Annotated in this window: 21 protein-coding genes; 10 read left to right on the top strand and 11 right to left on the bottom strand. The window is 60.9% G+C overall.

Annotated features, from left to right (window positions below):
- Positions 1-339 precede the first annotated feature (339 nt).
- The gene (locus PspCFBP13528_RS25235; RefSeq protein WP_065949177.1) at positions 340-1,131 is read left to right on the top strand and encodes a crotonase/enoyl-CoA hydratase family protein; all 792 of its coding nucleotides are present in this window, start codon (positions 340-342) and stop codon (positions 1,129-1,131) included.
- A gap of 112 nt (positions 1,132-1,243) precedes the next feature.
- Here PspCFBP13528_RS25235 and PspCFBP13528_RS25230 read toward each other — a convergent pair whose 3' ends face one another.
- Complete coding sequence (locus tag PspCFBP13528_RS25230) at positions 1,244-1,999, bottom strand: spermidine synthase (protein ID WP_137201751.1); 756 nt, start codon at positions 1,997-1,999, stop codon at positions 1,244-1,246.
- A 123-nt stretch (positions 2,000-2,122) separates the two neighbouring features.
- Between PspCFBP13528_RS25230 and PspCFBP13528_RS25225 the strand changes: the two genes are divergently transcribed.
- Positions 2,123-3,469: a 3-deoxy-7-phosphoheptulonate synthase class II gene (locus PspCFBP13528_RS25225; protein WP_065949179.1), complete on the top strand. Its 1,347-nt coding sequence runs from the start codon at positions 2,123-2,125 to the stop codon at positions 3,467-3,469.
- A gap of 96 nt (positions 3,470-3,565) precedes the next feature.
- Here PspCFBP13528_RS25225 and PspCFBP13528_RS25220 read toward each other — a convergent pair whose 3' ends face one another.
- The gene (locus tag PspCFBP13528_RS25220; protein WP_101220232.1) at positions 3,566-4,795 is read right to left on the bottom strand and encodes a winged helix-turn-helix domain-containing protein; all 1,230 of its coding nucleotides are present in this window, start codon (positions 4,793-4,795) and stop codon (positions 3,566-3,568) included.
- Between the two features lie 44 nt (positions 4,796-4,839).
- Positions 4,840-5,046 carry a DUF1127 domain-containing protein gene (locus PspCFBP13528_RS25215; protein WP_065949181.1) on the bottom strand — a complete coding sequence of 69 codons (207 nt, stop codon included), beginning with the start codon at positions 5,044-5,046 and terminating at the stop codon, positions 4,840-4,842.
- Between the two features lie 97 nt (positions 5,047-5,143).
- Here PspCFBP13528_RS25215 and PspCFBP13528_RS25210 point away from each other — a divergent pair, with 97 nt between their 5' ends.
- Positions 5,144-5,998 (top strand): LysR family transcriptional regulator, encoded by an 855-nt coding sequence (locus PspCFBP13528_RS25210; RefSeq protein ID WP_065949182.1) that lies wholly within the window; start codon positions 5,144-5,146, stop codon positions 5,996-5,998.
- Here PspCFBP13528_RS25210 and PspCFBP13528_RS25205 read toward each other — a convergent pair.
- Entirely contained in the window at positions 5,988-6,737 is a 750-nt protein-coding gene (locus PspCFBP13528_RS25205; protein ID WP_065949183.1) for a sulfite exporter TauE/SafE family protein, read from the bottom strand. The genes PspCFBP13528_RS25210 and PspCFBP13528_RS25205 overlap by 11 nt on opposite strands.
- Positions 6,738-6,846: 109 nt before the next feature.
- Here PspCFBP13528_RS25205 and PspCFBP13528_RS25200 point away from each other — a divergent pair, with 109 nt between their 5' ends.
- The 4 genes from PspCFBP13528_RS25200 to PspCFBP13528_RS25185 all read left to right on the top strand — a co-directional run bounded on the left by PspCFBP13528_RS25200 (position 6,847) and on the right by PspCFBP13528_RS25185 (position 9,968).
- Positions 6,847-7,797: a LysR family transcriptional regulator gene (locus PspCFBP13528_RS25200; protein WP_101220233.1), complete on the top strand. Its 951-nt coding sequence runs from the start codon at positions 6,847-6,849 to the stop codon at positions 7,795-7,797.
- Positions 7,798-7,874: 77 nt separating this feature from the next.
- A complete protein-coding gene (locus PspCFBP13528_RS25195) occupies positions 7,875-8,327 on the top strand; it encodes a MarR family transcriptional regulator (protein ID WP_065949185.1) in 453 nt (150 codons plus the stop codon).
- A 177-nt stretch (positions 8,328-8,504) separates the two neighbouring features.
- On the top strand, positions 8,505-8,924 hold the full coding sequence (locus tag PspCFBP13528_RS25190) for an organic hydroperoxide resistance protein (RefSeq protein ID WP_065949186.1): 420 nt from the start codon (positions 8,505-8,507) through the stop codon (positions 8,922-8,924).
- Positions 8,925-8,951: 27 nt separating this feature from the next.
- Positions 8,952-9,968, top strand: coding sequence for an alpha/beta hydrolase (locus PspCFBP13528_RS25185; protein WP_137201750.1), 1,017 nt, complete (start codon positions 8,952-8,954; stop codon positions 9,966-9,968).
- Between the two features lie 65 nt (positions 9,969-10,033).
- Here the strand turns inward: PspCFBP13528_RS25185 and PspCFBP13528_RS25180 are convergent, their stop codons facing one another.
- The gene (locus PspCFBP13528_RS25180; RefSeq protein ID WP_137201749.1) at positions 10,034-10,606 is read right to left on the bottom strand and encodes an elongation factor P; all 573 of its coding nucleotides are present in this window, start codon (positions 10,604-10,606) and stop codon (positions 10,034-10,036) included.
- Between the two features lie 49 nt (positions 10,607-10,655).
- On the bottom strand, positions 10,656-11,789 hold the full coding sequence (gene earP / locus PspCFBP13528_RS25175; RefSeq protein ID WP_137201748.1) for an elongation factor P maturation arginine rhamnosyltransferase EarP: 1,134 nt from the start codon (positions 11,787-11,789) through the stop codon (positions 10,656-10,658).
- A gap of 131 nt (positions 11,790-11,920) precedes the next feature.
- Here earP and PspCFBP13528_RS25170 point away from each other — a divergent pair, with 131 nt between their 5' ends.
- Positions 11,921-12,289 (top strand): hypothetical protein, encoded by a 369-nt coding sequence (locus PspCFBP13528_RS25170; RefSeq protein WP_137201747.1) that lies wholly within the window; start codon positions 11,921-11,923, stop codon positions 12,287-12,289.
- 5 nt (positions 12,290-12,294) lie between these two features.
- A complete protein-coding gene (locus PspCFBP13528_RS25165) occupies positions 12,295-12,777 on the top strand; it encodes a GreA/GreB family elongation factor (protein ID WP_137201746.1) in 483 nt (160 codons plus the stop codon).
- Positions 12,778-12,783: 6 nt separating this feature from the next.
- Here PspCFBP13528_RS25165 and cysB read toward each other — a convergent pair whose 3' ends face one another.
- From cysB to PspCFBP13528_RS25140, 5 genes are all read right to left on the bottom strand, one after another.
- Entirely contained in the window at positions 12,784-13,758 is a 975-nt protein-coding gene (gene cysB / locus PspCFBP13528_RS25160; RefSeq protein WP_017849520.1) for an HTH-type transcriptional regulator CysB, read from the bottom strand.
- Between the two features lie 96 nt (positions 13,759-13,854).
- Positions 13,855-14,361: a universal stress protein gene (locus PspCFBP13528_RS25155; RefSeq protein ID WP_065949190.1), complete on the bottom strand. Its 507-nt coding sequence runs from the start codon at positions 14,359-14,361 to the stop codon at positions 13,855-13,857.
- 66 nt (positions 14,362-14,427) lie between these two features.
- Positions 14,428-15,345 carry a 5'-nucleotidase gene (locus PspCFBP13528_RS25150; protein WP_101220236.1) on the bottom strand — a complete coding sequence of 306 codons (918 nt, stop codon included), beginning with the start codon at positions 15,343-15,345 and terminating at the stop codon, positions 14,428-14,430.
- Between the two features lie 15 nt (positions 15,346-15,360).
- Positions 15,361-16,323, bottom strand: a complete 963-nt coding sequence (locus PspCFBP13528_RS25145; protein ID WP_065949192.1) for a putative 2-dehydropantoate 2-reductase — start codon at positions 16,321-16,323, stop codon at positions 15,361-15,363.
- A complete protein-coding gene (locus tag PspCFBP13528_RS25140) occupies positions 16,320-16,706 on the bottom strand; it encodes a thioredoxin (RefSeq protein WP_065949193.1) in 387 nt (128 codons plus the stop codon). Before PspCFBP13528_RS25140 ends, PspCFBP13528_RS25145 begins: the two co-directional genes overlap by 4 nt.
- Here PspCFBP13528_RS25140 and PspCFBP13528_RS25135 point away from each other — a divergent pair.
- Positions 16,705-17,139 carry a PilZ domain-containing protein gene (locus tag PspCFBP13528_RS25135; RefSeq protein ID WP_101220238.1) on the top strand — a complete coding sequence of 145 codons (435 nt, stop codon included), beginning with the start codon at positions 16,705-16,707 and terminating at the stop codon, positions 17,137-17,139. The genes PspCFBP13528_RS25140 and PspCFBP13528_RS25135 overlap by 2 nt on opposite strands.
- Positions 17,140-17,187 lie beyond the last annotated feature (48 nt).

The raw sequence follows: 17,187 nt of genomic DNA, 5'->3' as shown, positions 1-17,187 counted from the left end.
CTTTGTCGGCGGGGATTTGCGAAAACGAATGAATGAAAAAGATTCGTCAAGGGAGAGTCCGCTGTGCGGACGTGCAGCCGAAGCTGACTTCGGGGAATTGCGCTACCTAAACGCGGCCCGGTTAAAGGCCGGCGCGCACTATACCGGAAATAGCTGAAAAAGGGAGCTTTTTTTATCGCAAAGCACTGAGAAACCGTGCTGTGTCACAGCCTTTGCAGATAAGTGCGCCAGGGTCTATTTTTCAAAAGCCCGGCCCTGTTGGTCATCACGCTTAAACGGTTCACCTGCCCAGACCGGTCCTTTGGTCTGAAACCTTACCCGCGCCCGAGGGCACACCCGATGAATCAAGCCAGCACCAGCCGCGTCAGCCGTGAACTCCAGGGTCATGTCCTGCTGTTGGGGCTGGATCGAGTGGCCAAGCGCAATGCTTTCGACCTGGACCTGCTTAATGAACTGAGCATGGCCTATGGCGATTTTGATCGAAACGATGACGCGCGGGTTGCCGTGGTATTTGCCCATGGCGACCACTTCACCGCCGGGCTCGACCTGGCCAATGTCAGCGGCGTAATGGCCGGGGGCTGGCAACCGCCCCTGGGCGGCTGCGATCCCTGGGGCGTGTTCGCAGGCCCCAGGGTCAATAAGCCGGTGATCGTTGCCGTCCACGGCTACTGCCTGACCATTGGCATCGAACTGATGCTGGCAGCGGATATCAACCTTTGCGCCAGTAACACTCGCTTCGCGCAGATGGAAGTGCAGCGTGGGATATTTCCGTTCGGCGGCGCGACGTTACGCTTTCATCAGATCGCCGGCTGGGGCAACGCGATGCGCTGGTTGCTGACCGGCGATGAATTTGACGCCCATGAAGCCCTGCGCCTGGGCCTGGTGCAGGAAGTGATGGCCAGCGAAGACTTGCTGCCGCGCGCCATCGAGTTGGCCAATCGCATCGCACGCCAGGCTCCGCTTGGGGTGCAGGCAACGCTGATGTCGGCGCGATTGGCACGCAAGGAAGGTGAGACCGTGGCGGCGGCCGCACTGCCGCCGATGGTGGATAAATTGCTCAACAGTGAGGATGCCAAGGAAGGCGTGCGGGCGATGATCGAGAAGCGGCCGGGGGTGTTCAAAGGTATTTGAATGTAGACAGTGATGACCTCATCGGGGGCAAGCCCCCTCCCACACTTGAATGTATTCACAAACCAAAAAATGTGGGAGGGGGCTTGCCCCCGACGGCGCCAGAGCAGACGACTTAAGTCGCCGGCCGAATCGCCTTGATCAACGCCTGCAACGAATAACCCAGACGCGGCGCCAAGGCTTCGGCACGAACCACCAGCGCATCCAGGTCCAGTTCCTGATCCAGCTCCGAAGGCACCAGCAGAATCACGTTGCCCTCCTTCACCGGCAGTTCCCAGTAATGCCGGTGATACAACCCGCGCAACAATGCCGCGCCCAGCGGCTTGCCGTCATCGGTGGCCCACTGGTTGATCACCAGCCAGCCGCCGGGGTTGAGCTTCTTCTGGCAGTTTTCGAGGAACGTCCAGGCCAGGTGGCCGACGCCCGGCCCCACATCGGTGTACAGGTCGACAAAGATCAGATCGGCCGGTTCGGCGCTATCGAGCAATTGCAGGGCATCGCCGATGCGAATATACAGGCGCGGATCATCGTCCAGTCCCAAATACTCCATCGCCAGGCGCGGTACGTCGGGGCGCAGCTCGATGGCTTCAACATCGTCAAGCGTCAGGAACTTGAGGCATGCCTGGGTCAGCGAGCCGGCGCCCAGGCCGAGGAACAGCGCACTTTCCGGCTGCTGATGGCACAACGCCCCGATCAACATGGCGCGGGTGTAGTCGTACTCCAGCCAGCTCGGGTCGGCGGTAAACACGCAACTTTGCTCAATGGCGTCGCCAAATTCGAGAAAACGGTAATCGGCCACTTCCAGCACACGGATCATGCCGAAATCATCATGGACTTCGGCCAGCAGGCGCTCGACACGCTCCTCGCTCATCACTACTCCTAACGGGTTGCTGTACAGCAAAGTGCGCGATTGTCAGCCAGTGAAGCCAGCAGGTCACGCACTAATTGCTGCTAACATTGACGTCCGAACCTCAACCTACCCAACGAGTGCATGATGAGCCAACCCTGGAGTCCCGACAGCTGGCGTGCCCTGCCGATCCAGCAACAACCCCGTTATCCGGATGCCGCACACCTGCTGCAAGTGGAGCAGAGCCTGGCCAGTTACCCGCCGCTGGTGTTTGCCGGGGAAGCCCGCGAATTGCGGCGTCAGTTTGCCGAAGTGACCCAGGGTCGCGCCTTCCTGCTGCAAGGCGGGGACTGCGCCGAGAGCTTTGCCGAGTTCTCCGCCGCGAAAATCCGTGACACCTTCAAAGTGCTGCTGCAGATGGCGATTGTCATGACCTTCGCCGCTGGCTGCCCGGTGGTCAAAGTCGGGCGCATGGCCGGCCAGTTCGCCAAGCCGCGCTCGTCCAACGATGAAACCATTGACGGCATCACCCTGCCCGCCTACCGCGGCGATATCGTCAATGGCATCGGCTTCGACGAAAAGAGCCGCGTACCGGACCCGGACCGCCTGCTGCAGAGCTACCACCAGTCCACCGCCACCTTCAACCTGCTGCGCGCTTTTGCCCAGGGTGGCTTCGCCGATCTGCACCAGGTGCACCAGTGGAACCTGGACTTTATTGCCAACTCCGCGTTGGCCGAGAAGTACAGCCAACTGGCCGACCGCATCGACGAAACCCTGGCCTTCATGCGCGCCTGCGGCATGGACGATTCGCCGCAACTGCGCGAGACCAGCTTCTTCACCGCTCATGAAGCGTTGCTGCTCAACTATGAGGAAGCCTTCGTACGTCGTGACAGCCTGACCAACGACTACTACGCTTGCTCGGCCCATATGCTCTGGATTGGCGACCGTACCCGTCAGTTGGATGGCGCCCATGTCGAGTTTCTGCGCGGGGTGAACAACCCGATCGGGGTCAAGGTCGGCCCGAGCATGAACCCGGACGACCTGATCCGTCTGATCGACATTCTCAACCCGGACAACGACCCTGGCCGCTTGAACCTGATCGCGCGCATGGGTGCCAATAAAGTTGGCGACCACCTGCCAGGGCTGATTCGCGCCGTGCAGCGCGAAGGCAAGCAAGTGCTGTGGAGCTCCGACCCGATGCATGGCAACACCATCAAGGCCAGCAGCGGTTACAAGACCCGCGACTTCGCGCAGATCCTTGGCGAAGTGAAGGAGTTCTTCCAGGTACACCAGGCTGAAGGCAGCTATGCCGGCGGCATTCATATCGAGATGACCGGGCAGAACGTCACCGAATGCATCGGTGGCGCGCGGCCGATCACCGAGGACGGTTTGTCGGACCGTTATCACACCCACTGCGACCCGCGGATGAACGCCGATCAGTCGCTGGAACTGGCGTTCCTGATTGCCGAAACCTTGAAACAGGTCAAGCGCTAGATTGTTGCCGACTGGACTGACGCCAATCGGGGGCAAGCCCCCTCCCACATGTGGAGCGTATTCCCCTGTGGGAGGGGGCTTGCCCCCGATGGCGCCCTAAAGCCCAGCATCCATCTTGAGCATTGCCAAGCGTAATCGCGCAGCACTGGCCCGCTGGCAATTGAGCTTGACCTGCTGTAGCCCCAGCCAATCGGCCATCTGCCGCAGGTTCAGCGCCAACGCCAACATGCCCGGCTCATCCAGGCCCTGCTCTTGCTCGTGCACCGCATGCACCGCCAGGCAGCCGTTGGCCCGTTCGGCGCGCAAATCAATGCGCGCAGCGATCCGCTCGTTGTGCAAAAACGGCAGGACGTAGTAGCCGTACACCCGCTTGTGTTGTGGGGTGTAAATTTCCAGCCGGTAACGGAAATCGAACAGGCGCTCGGTACGGGCACGCTCCCAGATCAACGAATCAAAGGGCGACAGCAATGCGCTGGTCGGCACGTTGCGTGGCACTTTCGGCTCGGGCAGGCAATACGCCGACTGCTTCCAGCCCTGTACCTGGCAACTCAGCAATTGGCCTTCCTCGACCAACTCGGCCAGGCGCTGGCGGCTGTCGACGGGATCGAGGCGGAAGTAATCGCGCAGGTCTTTTTCAGTGGCCACGCCCAGTGCGCTGGCGCTGTGCAACAACAAGCCGCGCAGGGCCTCGTCGTCGCTCACGAAGGTTTGAAGGATGTCGCCGGGGATCACCCGCTCCGGCAAATCGTATAGGCGTTCAAACCCTCGCCGCCCCGCCACGGTCACCAGACCGGCCGCGAACAGCCATTCCAGCGCATGTTTCTCATCACTCCAATCCCACCAGGGCCCGGCGCGTTCCTCACGGGTCGACAGACTGCCCGCACCTAATGCGCCGCGCTGTTCGACGGCCTGCAGAACGCGCTGGACAGTGTCCTGCCGCTCACGCCCGAACCGCGCCATTTGCGCGTAAATCCCCTGCCCCTGTCTGGCCCGCTCCATGCGCCAGCGCATCAAGGGGTACATCGCCATGGGCAGCAACGAGGCCTCATGCCCCCAGTATTCGAACAGCGTACGTCGCCGCCCCTGGCTCCAGGCGGCCTGTTCGAGCATCAAGGGGGAATAATTGCCCAGTCGAGAAAACAGCGGCAGGTAATGGGAACGCACCAGCGCATTCACCGAGTCGATCTGCAGCACGCCGAGACGTTCGATCAGGCGGTTGAGGTGTGCGGCTTTTATCTGCGCCGGCCGCTGGCGCCCGGAAAACCCCTGGGCCGCCAGCGCCATGCGGCGTGCCTGCTTGAGGGAAAAGGAGAGGATGGCGGGCATGGATAGCTCCTTGAATGCTCGCACCTACCCTACTGCATCCCCGGTCACTTGCGCAGCGGGTCATCCCAGAAATGCCGGTGGATCTCCTGCTCCACGTCGATACGGTTGAGCCCGATATCCTTGAGCGCATCATCACTCATGCCCGCCAGCATCCGGCGTTCGCGATGCAACGCCGGCCAACGCGAAATAATGTGAAGAAGCCCTGACAACGGCGACCGTGCCATCGCCCCATGATCTTTTTGACCTTTCATCTTCTCGCCCTCCAGTGGGGATGACGCGAGTGTGTGCCTGGGCCTATGATCAATCCAACGAATGTTTCTTATGTAACACATCTCGGAGATTGATCAATTGTCGACTTACCCGAGCATCGACACGGAAGTGCTGCGCACCTTCGTCGCCATCGCCGATCAGGGCGGCTTTACCCGAGCCGGGGAGCTGGTCAACCGCACTCAATCGGCGGTGAGCATGCAGATCAAACGCCTGGAAGAGGACGTGCTGCAACGCAAGCTGTTCGAACGCGACGGCCGTCAGGTGCGGCTGACGCCTGAGGGCCAGGTGTTGCTGGGGTATGCGCGGCGTATCCTGAAACTGCACAGCGAGGTCTTCAACACCCTGCGCGAGCCGCATATGGTGGGGTTGGTGCGCATCGGCACGCCGGACGATTACGTGATGCGCTTTCTGCCGGGCATTCTCAAGCAGTTCTCCAAGGCCTACCCGCTGATCCAGATCGAGTTGCACTGCGAGTCGTCATCGGTGCTGATGCAGCGAAGGGACCTGGCATTGACCGTCATCAGCCGCGAGCCCGGCAACGATCTCGGTGAATTCCTGCGCACTGAACGCATGGTGTGGGCCGCAGCGCCGTGTTTTTGCGTAGACGAGCACGAGGCCCTGCCGCTGGCGGTTTCCGGCGGCGACTGCCTCTACACGCAGTGGGCCCAGACCGCGCTGGATATGGCTGGACGGGATTATCGCCTGGCTTATCACAGCTCCAATGGCGCGGCGATCCTGGCGGTGGTCAGTGCCGGCCTGGCCGCGATGGTCAGCATGGAAAGCCTGGTGTCCCAAGACCTGCGCGTGCTGGGCAGCGACGAAGGCTTCCCGCCCTTGCCGTCGATGAATCTGCGCTTGCTGCGCAACCCGCAAATGACGTCGCCCATCACCGAATGCCTGGCCGAGTACATTCTCGAAGGGTTCAGACTTTAAATGTCAGCATCACCGCGCACACCGCCAGAAAACCGCAGAACAGGCCACGCAACACCCGCTCGGGCAGCGCATGAGCGACTTTCACGCCCCAACTGATACTGAGCAGGCCGCCCACCGCCAAAGGCACGCCGATCAGCCAGTCCACTTCGTGATGCCAGGCGTAAGTGACCAGGGTCACGCCGGTGCTGGGCAGCGCCAGCGCAAGGGACAAGCCTTGGGCGACCACCTGGCTGGTGCCGAAAACACTGGTAAGCACCGGCGTGGCTACCACCGCGCCCCCGACACCGAACAATCCGCCCATGGCGCCTGAGGCTGCGCCGAGTACGCCCAGCCACGGCCAGGAATAGCGCATTTGCGCCGTCGGCGGTGCGTTACGGGTGAACATGCGCAACAGATTATAGGCTGCCAGTACCACCAAAAAGACGATAAACCCGATCCGCATCGCGCCGGCATCCAGGCCTACCGCCCAGATCGAACCCAGCCAGGCAAAACTGAACCCCATCACACCCAGCGGCAAGGCATGGCGCAGCTCAATGCGGTTGCGCTGGTGATACCGCCACAGGGCCAGCATCACGTTGGGGACCACCATCACCAGCGCGGTGCCTTGAGCGATCTGCTGATCGAGCCCGAACAGCACACCCAGCACGGGGATGGCGATCAGCCCACCGCCAATGCCAAACAAGCCGCCTACTGTGCCAAGGGCCGCGCCCAATACCAGGTACATCGCTAAATCCAACACCGCTCGTTACTCCACAAACCCTGAGTCTTGCATGCTACGCAGTCGGCTATGGCGCGCAAAGGCACAGCAACGCACAATGGCTGTGCCAAACTCGCACAAGCACGGACCCATGAATCCCAATACGTTGACCGACCAACTGAGCCTGTTTCTCGATGTGCTGGAAAGCGGCAGCTTTTCCGCCGCTGCGCGCCGCCGTCCGCTGACCCCCTCGGCAGTGGCGCGGCGTATCGACAGCCTGGAAAACTCAGTCGGCAGCCGCCTGTTCCAGCGCAGCACCCATGCCGTGGTCCCCACCCCGGCCGGCCTGGCCTTCGCCGAGCGGGCGCGACGAATTGTCGGTGAATTGCAGCTGGCGCGCGCCGAAGCCGTGTCCCTGAGCCATGCGCCGGAAGGCCTGATCCGCGTGGATGCACCGGCGGCGTTCGGGCGACGGCACTTGGCGCCAGTGATTGCAGATTTCCTGCAGGTGTACCCAGGGCTGGATGTACAGCTGCATTTGATCGACAGCTTTGTCGATATGCAGGGCGCGCACCTGGGCAAGGTCGACCTGGTGCTGCGCGCCGGGCATATTGCCGACACACGTCTGATCGCCACGCCGCTGGCCAGTATTGTGCGCATTGCCTGCGCCAGCCCGGCTTACCTGAAAAGCCGAGGTATGCCAGCGCACCCGCGGGAATTGAGCGAACACGACGGCCTGGACTGGGACGGGTTGGCGCCGATGTTCGCCTGGCGCTTTGAACTGGACGGGCGCCGCGCCATCTATCGGCCTCGTCGTATCCGCATGAGTGCCAACAATGCCGAGGCCCTGCTCTCCGGCGCCCTGGCAGGGCTGGGCATTGCGCATCTGCCTACGTGGCTGGCCAGCGAATACCTGGTGCGCGGTGAACTCTTGCCACTGTTTTGTGAAAACGGCTTGCCCAGCCCGGAAACCACCGGCATCTACGCACTACGCCTGGAACAGCAACCCAATGCACGCAGCCGGTTGCTGCTGGAATACTTGAAGTCCCGTTTCAGCCCGATACCACCTTGGGATCTGGCATTGCAAAGCGGACGGGTCTGACCGTCCGCGCAGAATTATCTGGCGCATTAAAGATTTGCCCGCTAGATTCCCGTTATACCGGCTTTCGAGGCACCGCCATGAGCAAAAATCCAACTCCCTGTGAATCCTTGATGCTGGATAACCAGCTGTGTTTCGCCTTGCATTCCACCTCGCTGTTGATGACCAAGGTATACAAACCGCTCCTTCAGGCCCTCGGCCTGACCTATCCGCAGTACCTGGCCATGATGGTGTTGTGGGAAGAAGACGGTTTGACCGTGGGTGAAATCAGCAACCGCCTGCTCACCGATCCCGGCTCCCTGACGCCCCTGCTCAAGCGCCTGGAAGCCGAAGGCCGGTTGAGCCGCACCCGCAGCCGCGAAGATGAGCGGGTGGTGGTGGTGGAGCTGACCGCTGCCGGTCGGGCCCTGCAGGACAAGGCCATGGGGATTCCGCAATGCATCCTGGGGGCCAGCGGGCTGGACCTGGAGCAGTTGCGCAAGCTGCAGGCGGATTTGATTACTTTGCGCAGCAACCTGCAGAACACACTCTGAACACAGCAACGCGCTAAAAATGTGGGAGGGGCGGTGCGACCGCCCCTCCCACATTATTTTCAATCGCCTGAAAAATATTTGTGAATTTATCTTGCGCGCTAAACATTAGCGCTATACATTCGCCTCACTAACTACTTAGCGCACAAACCTTTAGCGCTAAAACCAGAGGACGACACCATGCAAACGCTCTATACCGCAGTAGCCACCGCCACCGGCGGCCGTGATGGTCGCGCTGTTTCCAGTGACAACATCCTCGACGTCAAGCTCTCCACGCCCAAGGAATTGGGCGGTGCTGGCGGCCAGGCCACCAATCCTGAGCAACTGTTCGCCGCCGGCTACTCGGCCTGCTTTATCGGTGCCCTGAAATTCGTCGCCGGGCAGACCAAACGCAAAATCCCGGATGACGCTGCGATCACCGCCCACGTAGGCATCGGCCAGATCCCTGGCGGCTTCGGCCTGGATATCGACCTGCACATCAGCCTGCCAGGCCTGGCCCAGGATGATGCGCAAACGCTGGTCGACGCCGCTCACCAAGTCTGCCCGTACTCCAACGCCACTCGCGGCAACGTCGATGTGCGTCTGCACGTAACCGTCTAACCACTGCCGCCCTGATCGGAGAAGAACATGAACACATTTGCCAAAGCGCTCACCGGCAGCCTGCTCGCCCTGTCCATCAGCACGGCCTTCGCCGCCACCGGTGACGTGGAGCACACCACCCAGGGGTTCCTGGATGCACTGAACGCCGGCACCGGCAAGCCGATGGAGCAGTTGACGCCCCAGCAGGCCCGCGCGGTGCTGACCGGTGCCCAGGCCGCAGTGAAGCTGAGCCTGCCAAAGGCGGATGTGAGCCAGAAGACCATTCAGGTCGACGGCCAGCCGCTGGACCTGACCATTGTGCGTCCGGCCGGGGTCAAGGGTACGTTGCCAGTGTTCATGTTCTTCCACGGCGGTGGCTGGGTGCTGGGGGATTACCCGACCCATGAACGCCTGGTGCGGGACCTGGTGGTGGGTTCGGGGGCCGCGGCGGTCTTCGTCAACTACACCCCATCACCACAAGCGCATTACCCGGTGGCGATCAACCAAGCGTACGGCGCAACAAAGTGGGTGGCAGAGCACGGCAAGGACATCAACGTCGATGGCAAGCGCCTGGCAGTCGCAGGCAACAGTGTCGGCGGCAACATGGCCGCAGTGGTCAGCCTGATGGCCAAGGACAAGGGCACGCCGGCGATCAAGTTCCAGTTGCTGCTGTGGCCGGTGACCGATGCCAACTTCGATACGGGTTCCTACAACCAGTACGCCGAAGGGCACTTCCTCACCAGGAACATGATGAAATGGTTCTGGGACAATTACACCACTGATGCCAACCAGCGCGCCGAGATCTATGCCTCGCCACTGCGGGCCACCACCGATCAACTCAAGGGCTTGCCCCCTGCGATGGTGCAAACCGCCGGTGCCGATGTACTGCGTGACGAAGGTGAAGCCTACGCCCGCAAACTGGATCAGGCCGGTGTGCCGGTCACTGCCGTGCGCTACAACGGCATGATCCACGACTACGGTTTGCTCAACGTGGTCAGCCAGGTGCCCGCTGTACGTTCTGCCTTGCTGCAAGCGTCGGATGAACTCAAGCAACACCTGAAGTAAACACTGCACGCATAAAAAAGCCCGACACAGGGTCGGGCTTTTCCGTTCGTATCGCGGCGCAGGAATTACTTCTTGGCGCGACCTTTGTACGAACCACCTTCACGGGTGTCGATCTCGATCATGTCGTCGATTTCGATGAAGTCGGCCACTTGCAGCTCGGTACCATTGCTCAGCTTGGCAGGCTTCATTACCTTGCCGGAAGTGTCACCGCGAGCGGAACCTTCGGTGTAGGCAACTTTACGCACGATCGTGGTCGGCAGCTCTACGGAAACCAGGCGCTCTTCGAAGAAAATGGCTTCGCAGACGTCTTCCATGCCTTCTTCGATGAACGGCAGAACGGCTTCGATATCTTCAGGGTTCAGCTCGTACATGGTGTAGTCGGTGGTGTCCATGAATGTGTAGGTGTCGCCGCTGATGAAGGACAGGGTCGCTTCCTTGCGGTCGAGGATCACGTCGTCCAGTTTGTCATCGGCGCTGTAGACGATCTCGGTCTTGTAACCGGTCAGCAGGTTTTTCAGCTTGGTCTTCATGATGGCGCTGTTACGACCGGACTTGGTGAACTCAGCTTTCTGAACCAGCCAAGGGTCGTTTTCGAGACGGATCACTGTACCGGGTTTCAGTTCTTTACCAGTTTTCATTGCATATATCCGAAATTTGGATGGGATTTACAAAAATCAAGGTGGCGTATCATATCCAACTTTCATAAAACTGTACCAGCGCCGTCGCAAGATCGGCCTGGAAGGCCTGTTCCAGACACCAGGTTTGCGCATGCCTGTTGAGTTCCGGCCAGTGTTCCAGCAGCATTTTCCACGGCTGGGCCATATCGCCCTCGGTGTTCCAGGCTTGCCAGAGTGTAACCAGTGCGGCCTTGGCCGCCGGCGACAAGGCTGCGGTGTACAGCTCGAGGAAGGCATCGAGCTTGTCCAGGTGAATGTCTTCGTCCTGACGATAGATGTGCCACAGCAACGGGCGCCCGGCCCACTGGGCGCGCACGAACGAATCCTCGCCACGCACGGCATTCAGGTCACAGCACCACAGCAATAGGTCGTATTGAGTCTGGCGCATGAACGGCAGCACCTGCACGGTCAAGGCCCCGCGTTGATGAATCGCCCCCGCCGTCAGCCCCTCCTCGCCCAGCCAGCGTTGCACATCGCCCAGGATGCGCCCTTCCGGCACCAACAGATGAGTGGCACGGGCGTCTGTCGACAACACGTCCAGCCAACTGCCCAGCCCGGCGTTTTCGTAGGCGAACAGCGAGATCAGCCGCGCATCGGCTACCGGAAACACGCCCAGGGTCTGCAGGAATTGGCGCTGCGCATTAGCATCCTGCTCAAACGCCTGGCGCTGCTGCAGTAACCCTGCTTCACGCAACAGCCCTCCAGTACCCGGGCGAAAGCCAGGAAAAAAGAAGTACTTCTGCACCCCTTTGAACTTCACCGACGGCAGGCGGTGGCAGCCCACCACCCAGTCCTCGGCACTGAGGTAATCCAGGTTCATCCACAACGGCGTGTGCGCGCGCGCGGCCATGGCTTCCATATAGTCAGCCGGCAGTTGGCAAGCGAACGCGGCAACCACCACATCGGCCGCAGGGGTTGGCGCCCATTCGCACGGCCAGTGGCGCACATCGACGCCCTCTTGCCACTGCTGCTCCAGGCTGACATCGATCTGCGGGCACATGCGCTCGAAAGCGCGCAGGTCATCGACCCACAGGCGCACATCGCACGCATGCTCGGCTACCAATTGCCGGGCCAGTCGCCAGGTCACGCCAATGTCGCCGTAGTTGTCGACGACGCTGCAAAAAATATCCCAGCGGGCTTTCATTCCGGGCTCCAGTGCTCAAAGGCTCGATTGTCCGCATAAATGCGCCGATGCAGAAGGCTTGATCACGATTATTCTGCACAGTGGCTGTGCGACAATCGCCAACTTGCCATCAATGCTAGCCAGGAGGCCCCATGTCTGACCGTCCGATGTCGCTGTTCAAACTGTGCATCGCCATTGCCGCAGGCGTGTGGCTGGGGTTTATCGCCATCGCGCTGACCACCTGGCTGGCCTCGCGCTACCTGTTCCCGCAGAGCCTGGCGCCGGTGGCCCAAGCGGTTCAACAGTTGGGCAAACCGCCGGTTGCTGCACCGGAGCCGCCTAACCGTATGTTTGAGCAGTACCAGCAGAACCTGCAGAAGCATGAGCAGCAACAAGCCCTGGAGCAGGCGCGAAACAATGCGCGCAACCTGTCCAACCCCAAATGCCAGTTCTGGCTGCAACAGGACCAGAACGCCCCGAATGAAAAGTCCAAAGCCAATGTCCTGCAATTCTGTGATTGAAGATCATGAATAAACACGCCGTCCTCCAGTTGGTCCTGGAAAAACTCAGCGCCGACCTCGACATCGCTCAACGCGCCGCGCAGACCGCCTACGAGACCGCGACACACGAAGAGAACATTGCGGAAAACAAGTACGACACCCTGGGGTTGGAGGCTTCTTATCTGGCGGCCGGCCAGGCCAGGCGGGTCGAAGAGATCAAGCAGTCGCTGACGCTGTGCCAGAACGTGGCGTTGCGCGCCTACGATGATCAGCGCGGGATCGAAGTCGGTACGCTGCTAGGCCTGCAAGACGAGAACGATCGCCAGCAATGGCTGTTCCTGGCGCCGGATGCGGCGGGATTGAAGGTCGATGTGGTCGGGCAACCGGTCACCGTCATCACCCCGCGCTCACCCCTGGGCAAAAGCCTGCTGGGCAAGCGTGTCGATGACGAGGTGGAGATTCGGGTGGCGGGCACCCGGCAGCATTTCACCGTGACCGAGGCCCGCTGAGCCCGTTTAGTGAACCGGCAACTCAACGCCGTCGAACAATTCTTCCAGTTCCTGCTTGTTATGGCACTGGATCGCCTTGGCCATCACTTCGCGGGTGAGGTGCGGTGCAAATTTCTCGATGAAATCGCACATGAAGCCGCGCAGGAACGTGCCACGCCGGAAACCGATCTTGGTCACGCTGGATTCGAACAGCTCGCTGGCATCGAGCACCACCAGGTCTTTATCGAGCTGAGTGTCGACTGCCATCTTGGCGACGATGCCCACGCCCAGACCCAGGCGCACGTAAGTCTTGATCACATCGGCATCGGCTGCGGTAAACACCACTTTCGGCGTAAGGCCGCGGTGGCTGAAGGCTTCGTCAAGCTTGGAACGGCCGGTGAAACCGAAGACGTAGGTCACGATCGGGTATTCGGCCAAGGCTTCCAGGGTCAGCTTCGGCAACTTGGCCAAGGGGTGTCCCTGCGGCACCACCACGCAACGGTTCCAGCGGTAGCACGGCATCATGACCAGATCACCGAACAGCTCCAGGGCTTCGGTGGCGATAGCGAAATCGACGGTGCCATCAGCGGCCATCTCGGCGATCTGCATCGGCGAGCCCTGGTGCATGTGCAACGCCACGTCGGGGTACTGCTTGATAAAATCGCGGATCACCGGCGGCAAGGCATAGCGTGCCTGGGTGTGAGTGGTGGCGATCGACAGGGTGCCCTTCTTCTCGTTGGAGAATTCCTGGGCGATCTGCTTGATGCTCTCGACCTTGCGCAGGATCTCGCCGGCCGTGGTGATGATGCGCTCGCCCGCCGGAGTGACGCGGGTCAAGTGCTTGCCGCTGCGCGCGAATACTTCCACGCCCAGCTCGTCTTCGAGCAGGCGGATCTGCTTGCTGATACCGGGTTGCGACGTGTAGAGGCTTTGAGCGGTAGCGGAAACGTTGAGGTCGTGGTGCGCCACTTCCCAGATGTAGCGCAGTTGTTGAAGCTTCATATGAATCCCTCAAAGCAGATAGACGCCACGGGTATCAGCGACGGTATATAACTATATTAAAGGTAAGATATAGAAATCTAGAACTTTTTATCGTTTTTACCGCTCAATATCATCACTGCGCCGACGTTGCAGCGATGGCACCAGGTAAACCGGCACGCTCGCCAGCTGTAACAAGCGCGCGGCGGTACGCCCCAGCGGTGTAGCCGCTGCGCTTGCATGGCTATGACTGCCTACGATCAACAGGTCGACGGAAAGTTTATGCAGTTGGTCGAGAATCACCTCGCAGGGGTCCCCCTGGATCACCCGTACCGAACGAATCAACTTCAGGTCCTGCTCCCCTTCCCCCAGTTCCTCGCGAAAGCTGTCGAGCACTCGCTGCTCGATCGTCGCCATGACCGTGGTCAACCCCTGGCGCTGCCATTCGCTGAGGGCCTTTTCATCAAGATAGCTCTGCAACACCGATTCAGCGAACAGCCCGATGGGCTCCACCACATGAATCACATATAAATCCGCCTTGAACGTTCGCGCCAACGCCAGGGCATGTTGCATGACATACGGTGCATACAGGCCAAGATCCGTGGCGTACAGCATCGAACGAATCATAGAACCCCCTGGGTTGCCAGGCTGGCGGAGATTAGATGAGCTTAGCAGCGCCTCGAGCAGTTCGGCTCAGCTCTGGCTCTGGATTTTCAACTCATTACTGATGCCATGGGGCACATGCCCGGTGGCCACCACCTCCCTGGCTCTCTCACAATGGCCGGCCTGGTCATCGAAGAACACATCGGCGGCGAATGCTTCCAGGAACGCGGATTTATCCAGGCCACCCAGGAACAGCGATTCATCCAGGCGGATATCCCATTCGCGCAAGGTGCGGATGACCCGCTCGTGGGACGGCGCCGAGCGCGCGGTGACCAGTGCCGTGCGAATCGGGCATGCCTCGTCGGTGAACTCACGCTGCAACAGGTTGAGCGCCGCCAGGAAGCCCTTGAACGGGCCACCGTGCAACGGCTGGCGCGCCGACTCTCGTTCGCTGGCCTGGAACGCTTCCAACCCGCCGGCCTGATAGACGCGCTCTGACTCGTCGGAGAACAGCACCGCATCGCCGTCGAACGCGATCCGCAGTTCCTCGCTCGATGCCCGGCGCGCCCCACCCGAGAGGATCGTCGCCGCGGCAAAACCGGCATCGAGCGCACTGCGCACATCTTCTGCATGGGTCGACAGAAACAGATGGCAACCAAAGGCGGCCAAATACGGATAGGGACTACGCCCTCCAACGAAAGCGGCGCGGGAAATGTCCAGGCCGTAATGCTGGATCGAGTTGAACACTCGCAGACCGGTATCGGCGCTGTTGCGCGACACCAATACCACCTCGACACGGGCCCGCCCGAGGCTGGCGTTGAGGCTCAGCAGTTTCTTGACCAGCGGGAAGGCGTCGCCGGGTTCAAGGATTTCCTCCTCGTGCTCGATCTGGTATTGGCGATACGGCTCCACCCCTTCGGCGAGGTAGACCTTGTGGCTCTCGCTCAAATCGAACAAGGCTCGCGATGAAATCGCCAGCACCAGTTTGTCGCTCAATCCCTTCACCATGTCAGTGCCTCCGAATCAGCGATTGTGCCGATCAATAAAACACAAGGCCTGGTAAAGCGCCTGCATGCGCGGCAATTCGCAGCCGGCCGCTTTGGCGGCGGCCAACGGTCGCGCATAGATGGCCGCCAGTTCCAACGCACGCTTGTGCACGTGGTCGTGATACATGCTGGGCAGGTAGTCGTCCATGGTTTCGGTCATGGCAAACATCTGCCCGGCGTAGCTCGCAGCAATGTCATGACCACAGGCGTGAGCGCCCTGTACCACTTCGGCCATCAGCGCCTGAATCAGCGCACGGCTGGATTCATCCGCCATCAGCGCGCGGGTCCCGGTGCCGAGCAAAACCGAGAGGCCGTTAAACGGCACATTCCACACCAGTTTATGCCAACGGGCCTGATGCACGCTGGCCATGGCCTGAGACTCGATACCCGCTTGATGAAACAGCCCGGCTCCTTCTTCGACAATCGCCTGCTGCCGCGCTTCATCGTTGGCCGCGCTACCACTGTGATAGCCCAGGTTGACCCGCCCCAGCGCCTGATGCTCGACGACGCCCGGCGCGGCGCGATGCACGCCGATGTAGCAAAGGCCGCCCAGCAAGTGCAGCGACGCCGGCAGGTGTTCACGCAGGCTGTCCTCGACATCCAGTCCGTTTTGCAACAGCACCACCTTGGCATCCGGCGCCGCAACCTGGGCGATGGTCGGGGCCAGATCGGCATTGCCGGTGGATTTGGTACCCACCAGCAGCCAATCGCACGGCGGCATATCCGCAGCCTGGGCATATGCCTGCACCGGATGCAGGTGCAGGTTGCCGTGCACATTACTGTTGAGGCGCAGACCCTGTTTGCTGACCACCGCGTACTCGCTGCGCAACAGAAAATGCACATCGAACCCGGCACGCGCCAGCATCAGGCCATAAAACCCGCCAATGGCGCCGGTGCCAATGATGCCGATACGTGGCGAAGGGTGTGCAGTGGCGGTCATGGCAAATCCTCTGGGGTACGGGTCAGTGCGTGGTTTACCGCGTCGGTCAGGTCTGGTTGCGTAAGACGTGTCTGTAATTGCCCGTAGAATTGACCCTCGCACACGAGGAACAGCGCGGGCAAATGAAAGATCTGGTAACGTTCGACCGCGCCGCCGTTGTGCCCGGCATCCACCCAGCACAGTCGGTCCACCGGCAAGCGCCAGCTCGGCAACTGCTGGCGCGCCCAGCGGCAACTGGAACAACCGACACTGGTAAACACTACCAGCGAACACCCGGGCAATCCCAGCAATTGCTGGTCGATATCCAGGTCGGTCAGTTCCAGTTCCTTCACTATACTGCTGCCACTGCCGTCCATGGGACGGTGTTCGGAGTCCGTGTACATGGGTCGTTTTTTACCTCACCCTGATGATGTCGCTGTCGAATTGATCCAACGTCCGTCTCCTCCCTTGCCTCGCCAACGCCTGCGCACTATCGGCCGCGGCGGCATCGCCTGCAACTGTCCGCGTGCCTGGCGTCCTGGCACGGCGGTCGACCTGTCTATCCCCTCCCTGGGCGCCAGCGCCCGCTATCCGGGCTATGTCGCGTGGTGCCGCAAAGGAGAAGCGGGCTATCGCATCGGCATCAGTTTTACCGATGAACATGCCCTGTTCGGCGCGCGCATGGGTGAGCAAGTGTGCCAGATCGAACGCTACTGCCGCCTGCACGAAACCGCCGAGCCCACGCCCCAGCAACTCGAAGCCCTGGCCCGCGATTGGGTGTCGCGCCACGCCGGCGAGTTCTCCCACGAGGCAGTTGTGCAGCCAGTGCTGGATTAAAGCGGCCTTTGCCCATTGTCGCGAGCCCGTATTACGCGCTAAGGTTCC

Origin of the sequence: Pseudomonas sp. CFBP13528 (assembly GCF_005233615.1) — a bacterium.
GTDB classification, from domain to species: Bacteria; Pseudomonadota; Gammaproteobacteria; order Pseudomonadales; family Pseudomonadaceae; genus Aquipseudomonas; species Aquipseudomonas fluorescens_AM.
Note: the sequence above shows the minus strand (reverse complement) of the source record. Positions and strands in the feature narration are given on the sequence as shown.

Coding starts and splice junctions, on each gene's coding strand:
- PspCFBP13528_RS25235 (WP_065949177.1), top strand. CDS start 340: ATGAATCAAGCCAGCACCAGCCGCGTCAGCCGTGAACTCCAGGGTCAT.
- PspCFBP13528_RS25230 (WP_137201751.1), bottom strand. CDS start 1,999: ATGAGCGAGGAGCGTGTCGAGCGCCTGCTGGCCGAAGTCCATGATGAT.
- PspCFBP13528_RS25225 (WP_065949179.1), top strand. CDS start 2,123: ATGAGCCAACCCTGGAGTCCCGACAGCTGGCGTGCCCTGCCGATCCAG.
- PspCFBP13528_RS25220 (WP_101220232.1), bottom strand. CDS start 4,795: ATGCCCGCCATCCTCTCCTTTTCCCTCAAGCAGGCACGCCGCATGGCG.
- PspCFBP13528_RS25215 (WP_065949181.1), bottom strand. CDS start 5,046: ATGAAAGGTCAAAAAGATCATGGGGCGATGGCACGGTCGCCGTTGTCA.
- PspCFBP13528_RS25200 (WP_101220233.1), top strand. CDS start 6,847: ATGAATCCCAATACGTTGACCGACCAACTGAGCCTGTTTCTCGATGTG.
- PspCFBP13528_RS25195 (WP_065949185.1), top strand. CDS start 7,875: ATGAGCAAAAATCCAACTCCCTGTGAATCCTTGATGCTGGATAACCAG.
- PspCFBP13528_RS25190 (WP_065949186.1), top strand. CDS start 8,505: ATGCAAACGCTCTATACCGCAGTAGCCACCGCCACCGGCGGCCGTGAT.
- PspCFBP13528_RS25185 (WP_137201750.1), top strand. CDS start 8,952: ATGAACACATTTGCCAAAGCGCTCACCGGCAGCCTGCTCGCCCTGTCC.
- PspCFBP13528_RS25180 (WP_137201749.1), bottom strand. CDS start 10,606: ATGAAAACTGGTAAAGAACTGAAACCCGGTACAGTGATCCGTCTCGAA.
- earP (WP_137201748.1), bottom strand. CDS start 11,789: ATGAAAGCCCGCTGGGATATTTTTTGCAGCGTCGTCGACAACTACGGC.
- PspCFBP13528_RS25170 (WP_137201747.1), top strand. CDS start 11,921: ATGTCTGACCGTCCGATGTCGCTGTTCAAACTGTGCATCGCCATTGCC.
- PspCFBP13528_RS25165 (WP_137201746.1), top strand. CDS start 12,295: ATGAATAAACACGCCGTCCTCCAGTTGGTCCTGGAAAAACTCAGCGCC.
- cysB (WP_017849520.1), bottom strand. CDS start 13,758: ATGAAGCTTCAACAACTGCGCTACATCTGGGAAGTGGCGCACCACGAC.
- PspCFBP13528_RS25155 (WP_065949190.1), bottom strand. CDS start 14,361: ATGATTCGTTCGATGCTGTACGCCACGGATCTTGGCCTGTATGCACCG.
- PspCFBP13528_RS25150 (WP_101220236.1), bottom strand. CDS start 15,345: ATGGTGAAGGGATTGAGCGACAAACTGGTGCTGGCGATTTCATCGCGA.
- PspCFBP13528_RS25145 (WP_065949192.1), bottom strand. CDS start 16,323: ATGACCGCCACTGCACACCCTTCGCCACGTATCGGCATCATTGGCACC.
- PspCFBP13528_RS25135 (WP_101220238.1), top strand. CDS start 16,705: ATGGGTCGTTTTTTACCTCACCCTGATGATGTCGCTGTCGAATTGATC.
- PspCFBP13528_RS25140 (WP_065949193.1), bottom strand. CDS start 16,706: ATGTACACGGACTCCGAACACCGTCCCATGGACGGCAGTGGCAGCAGT.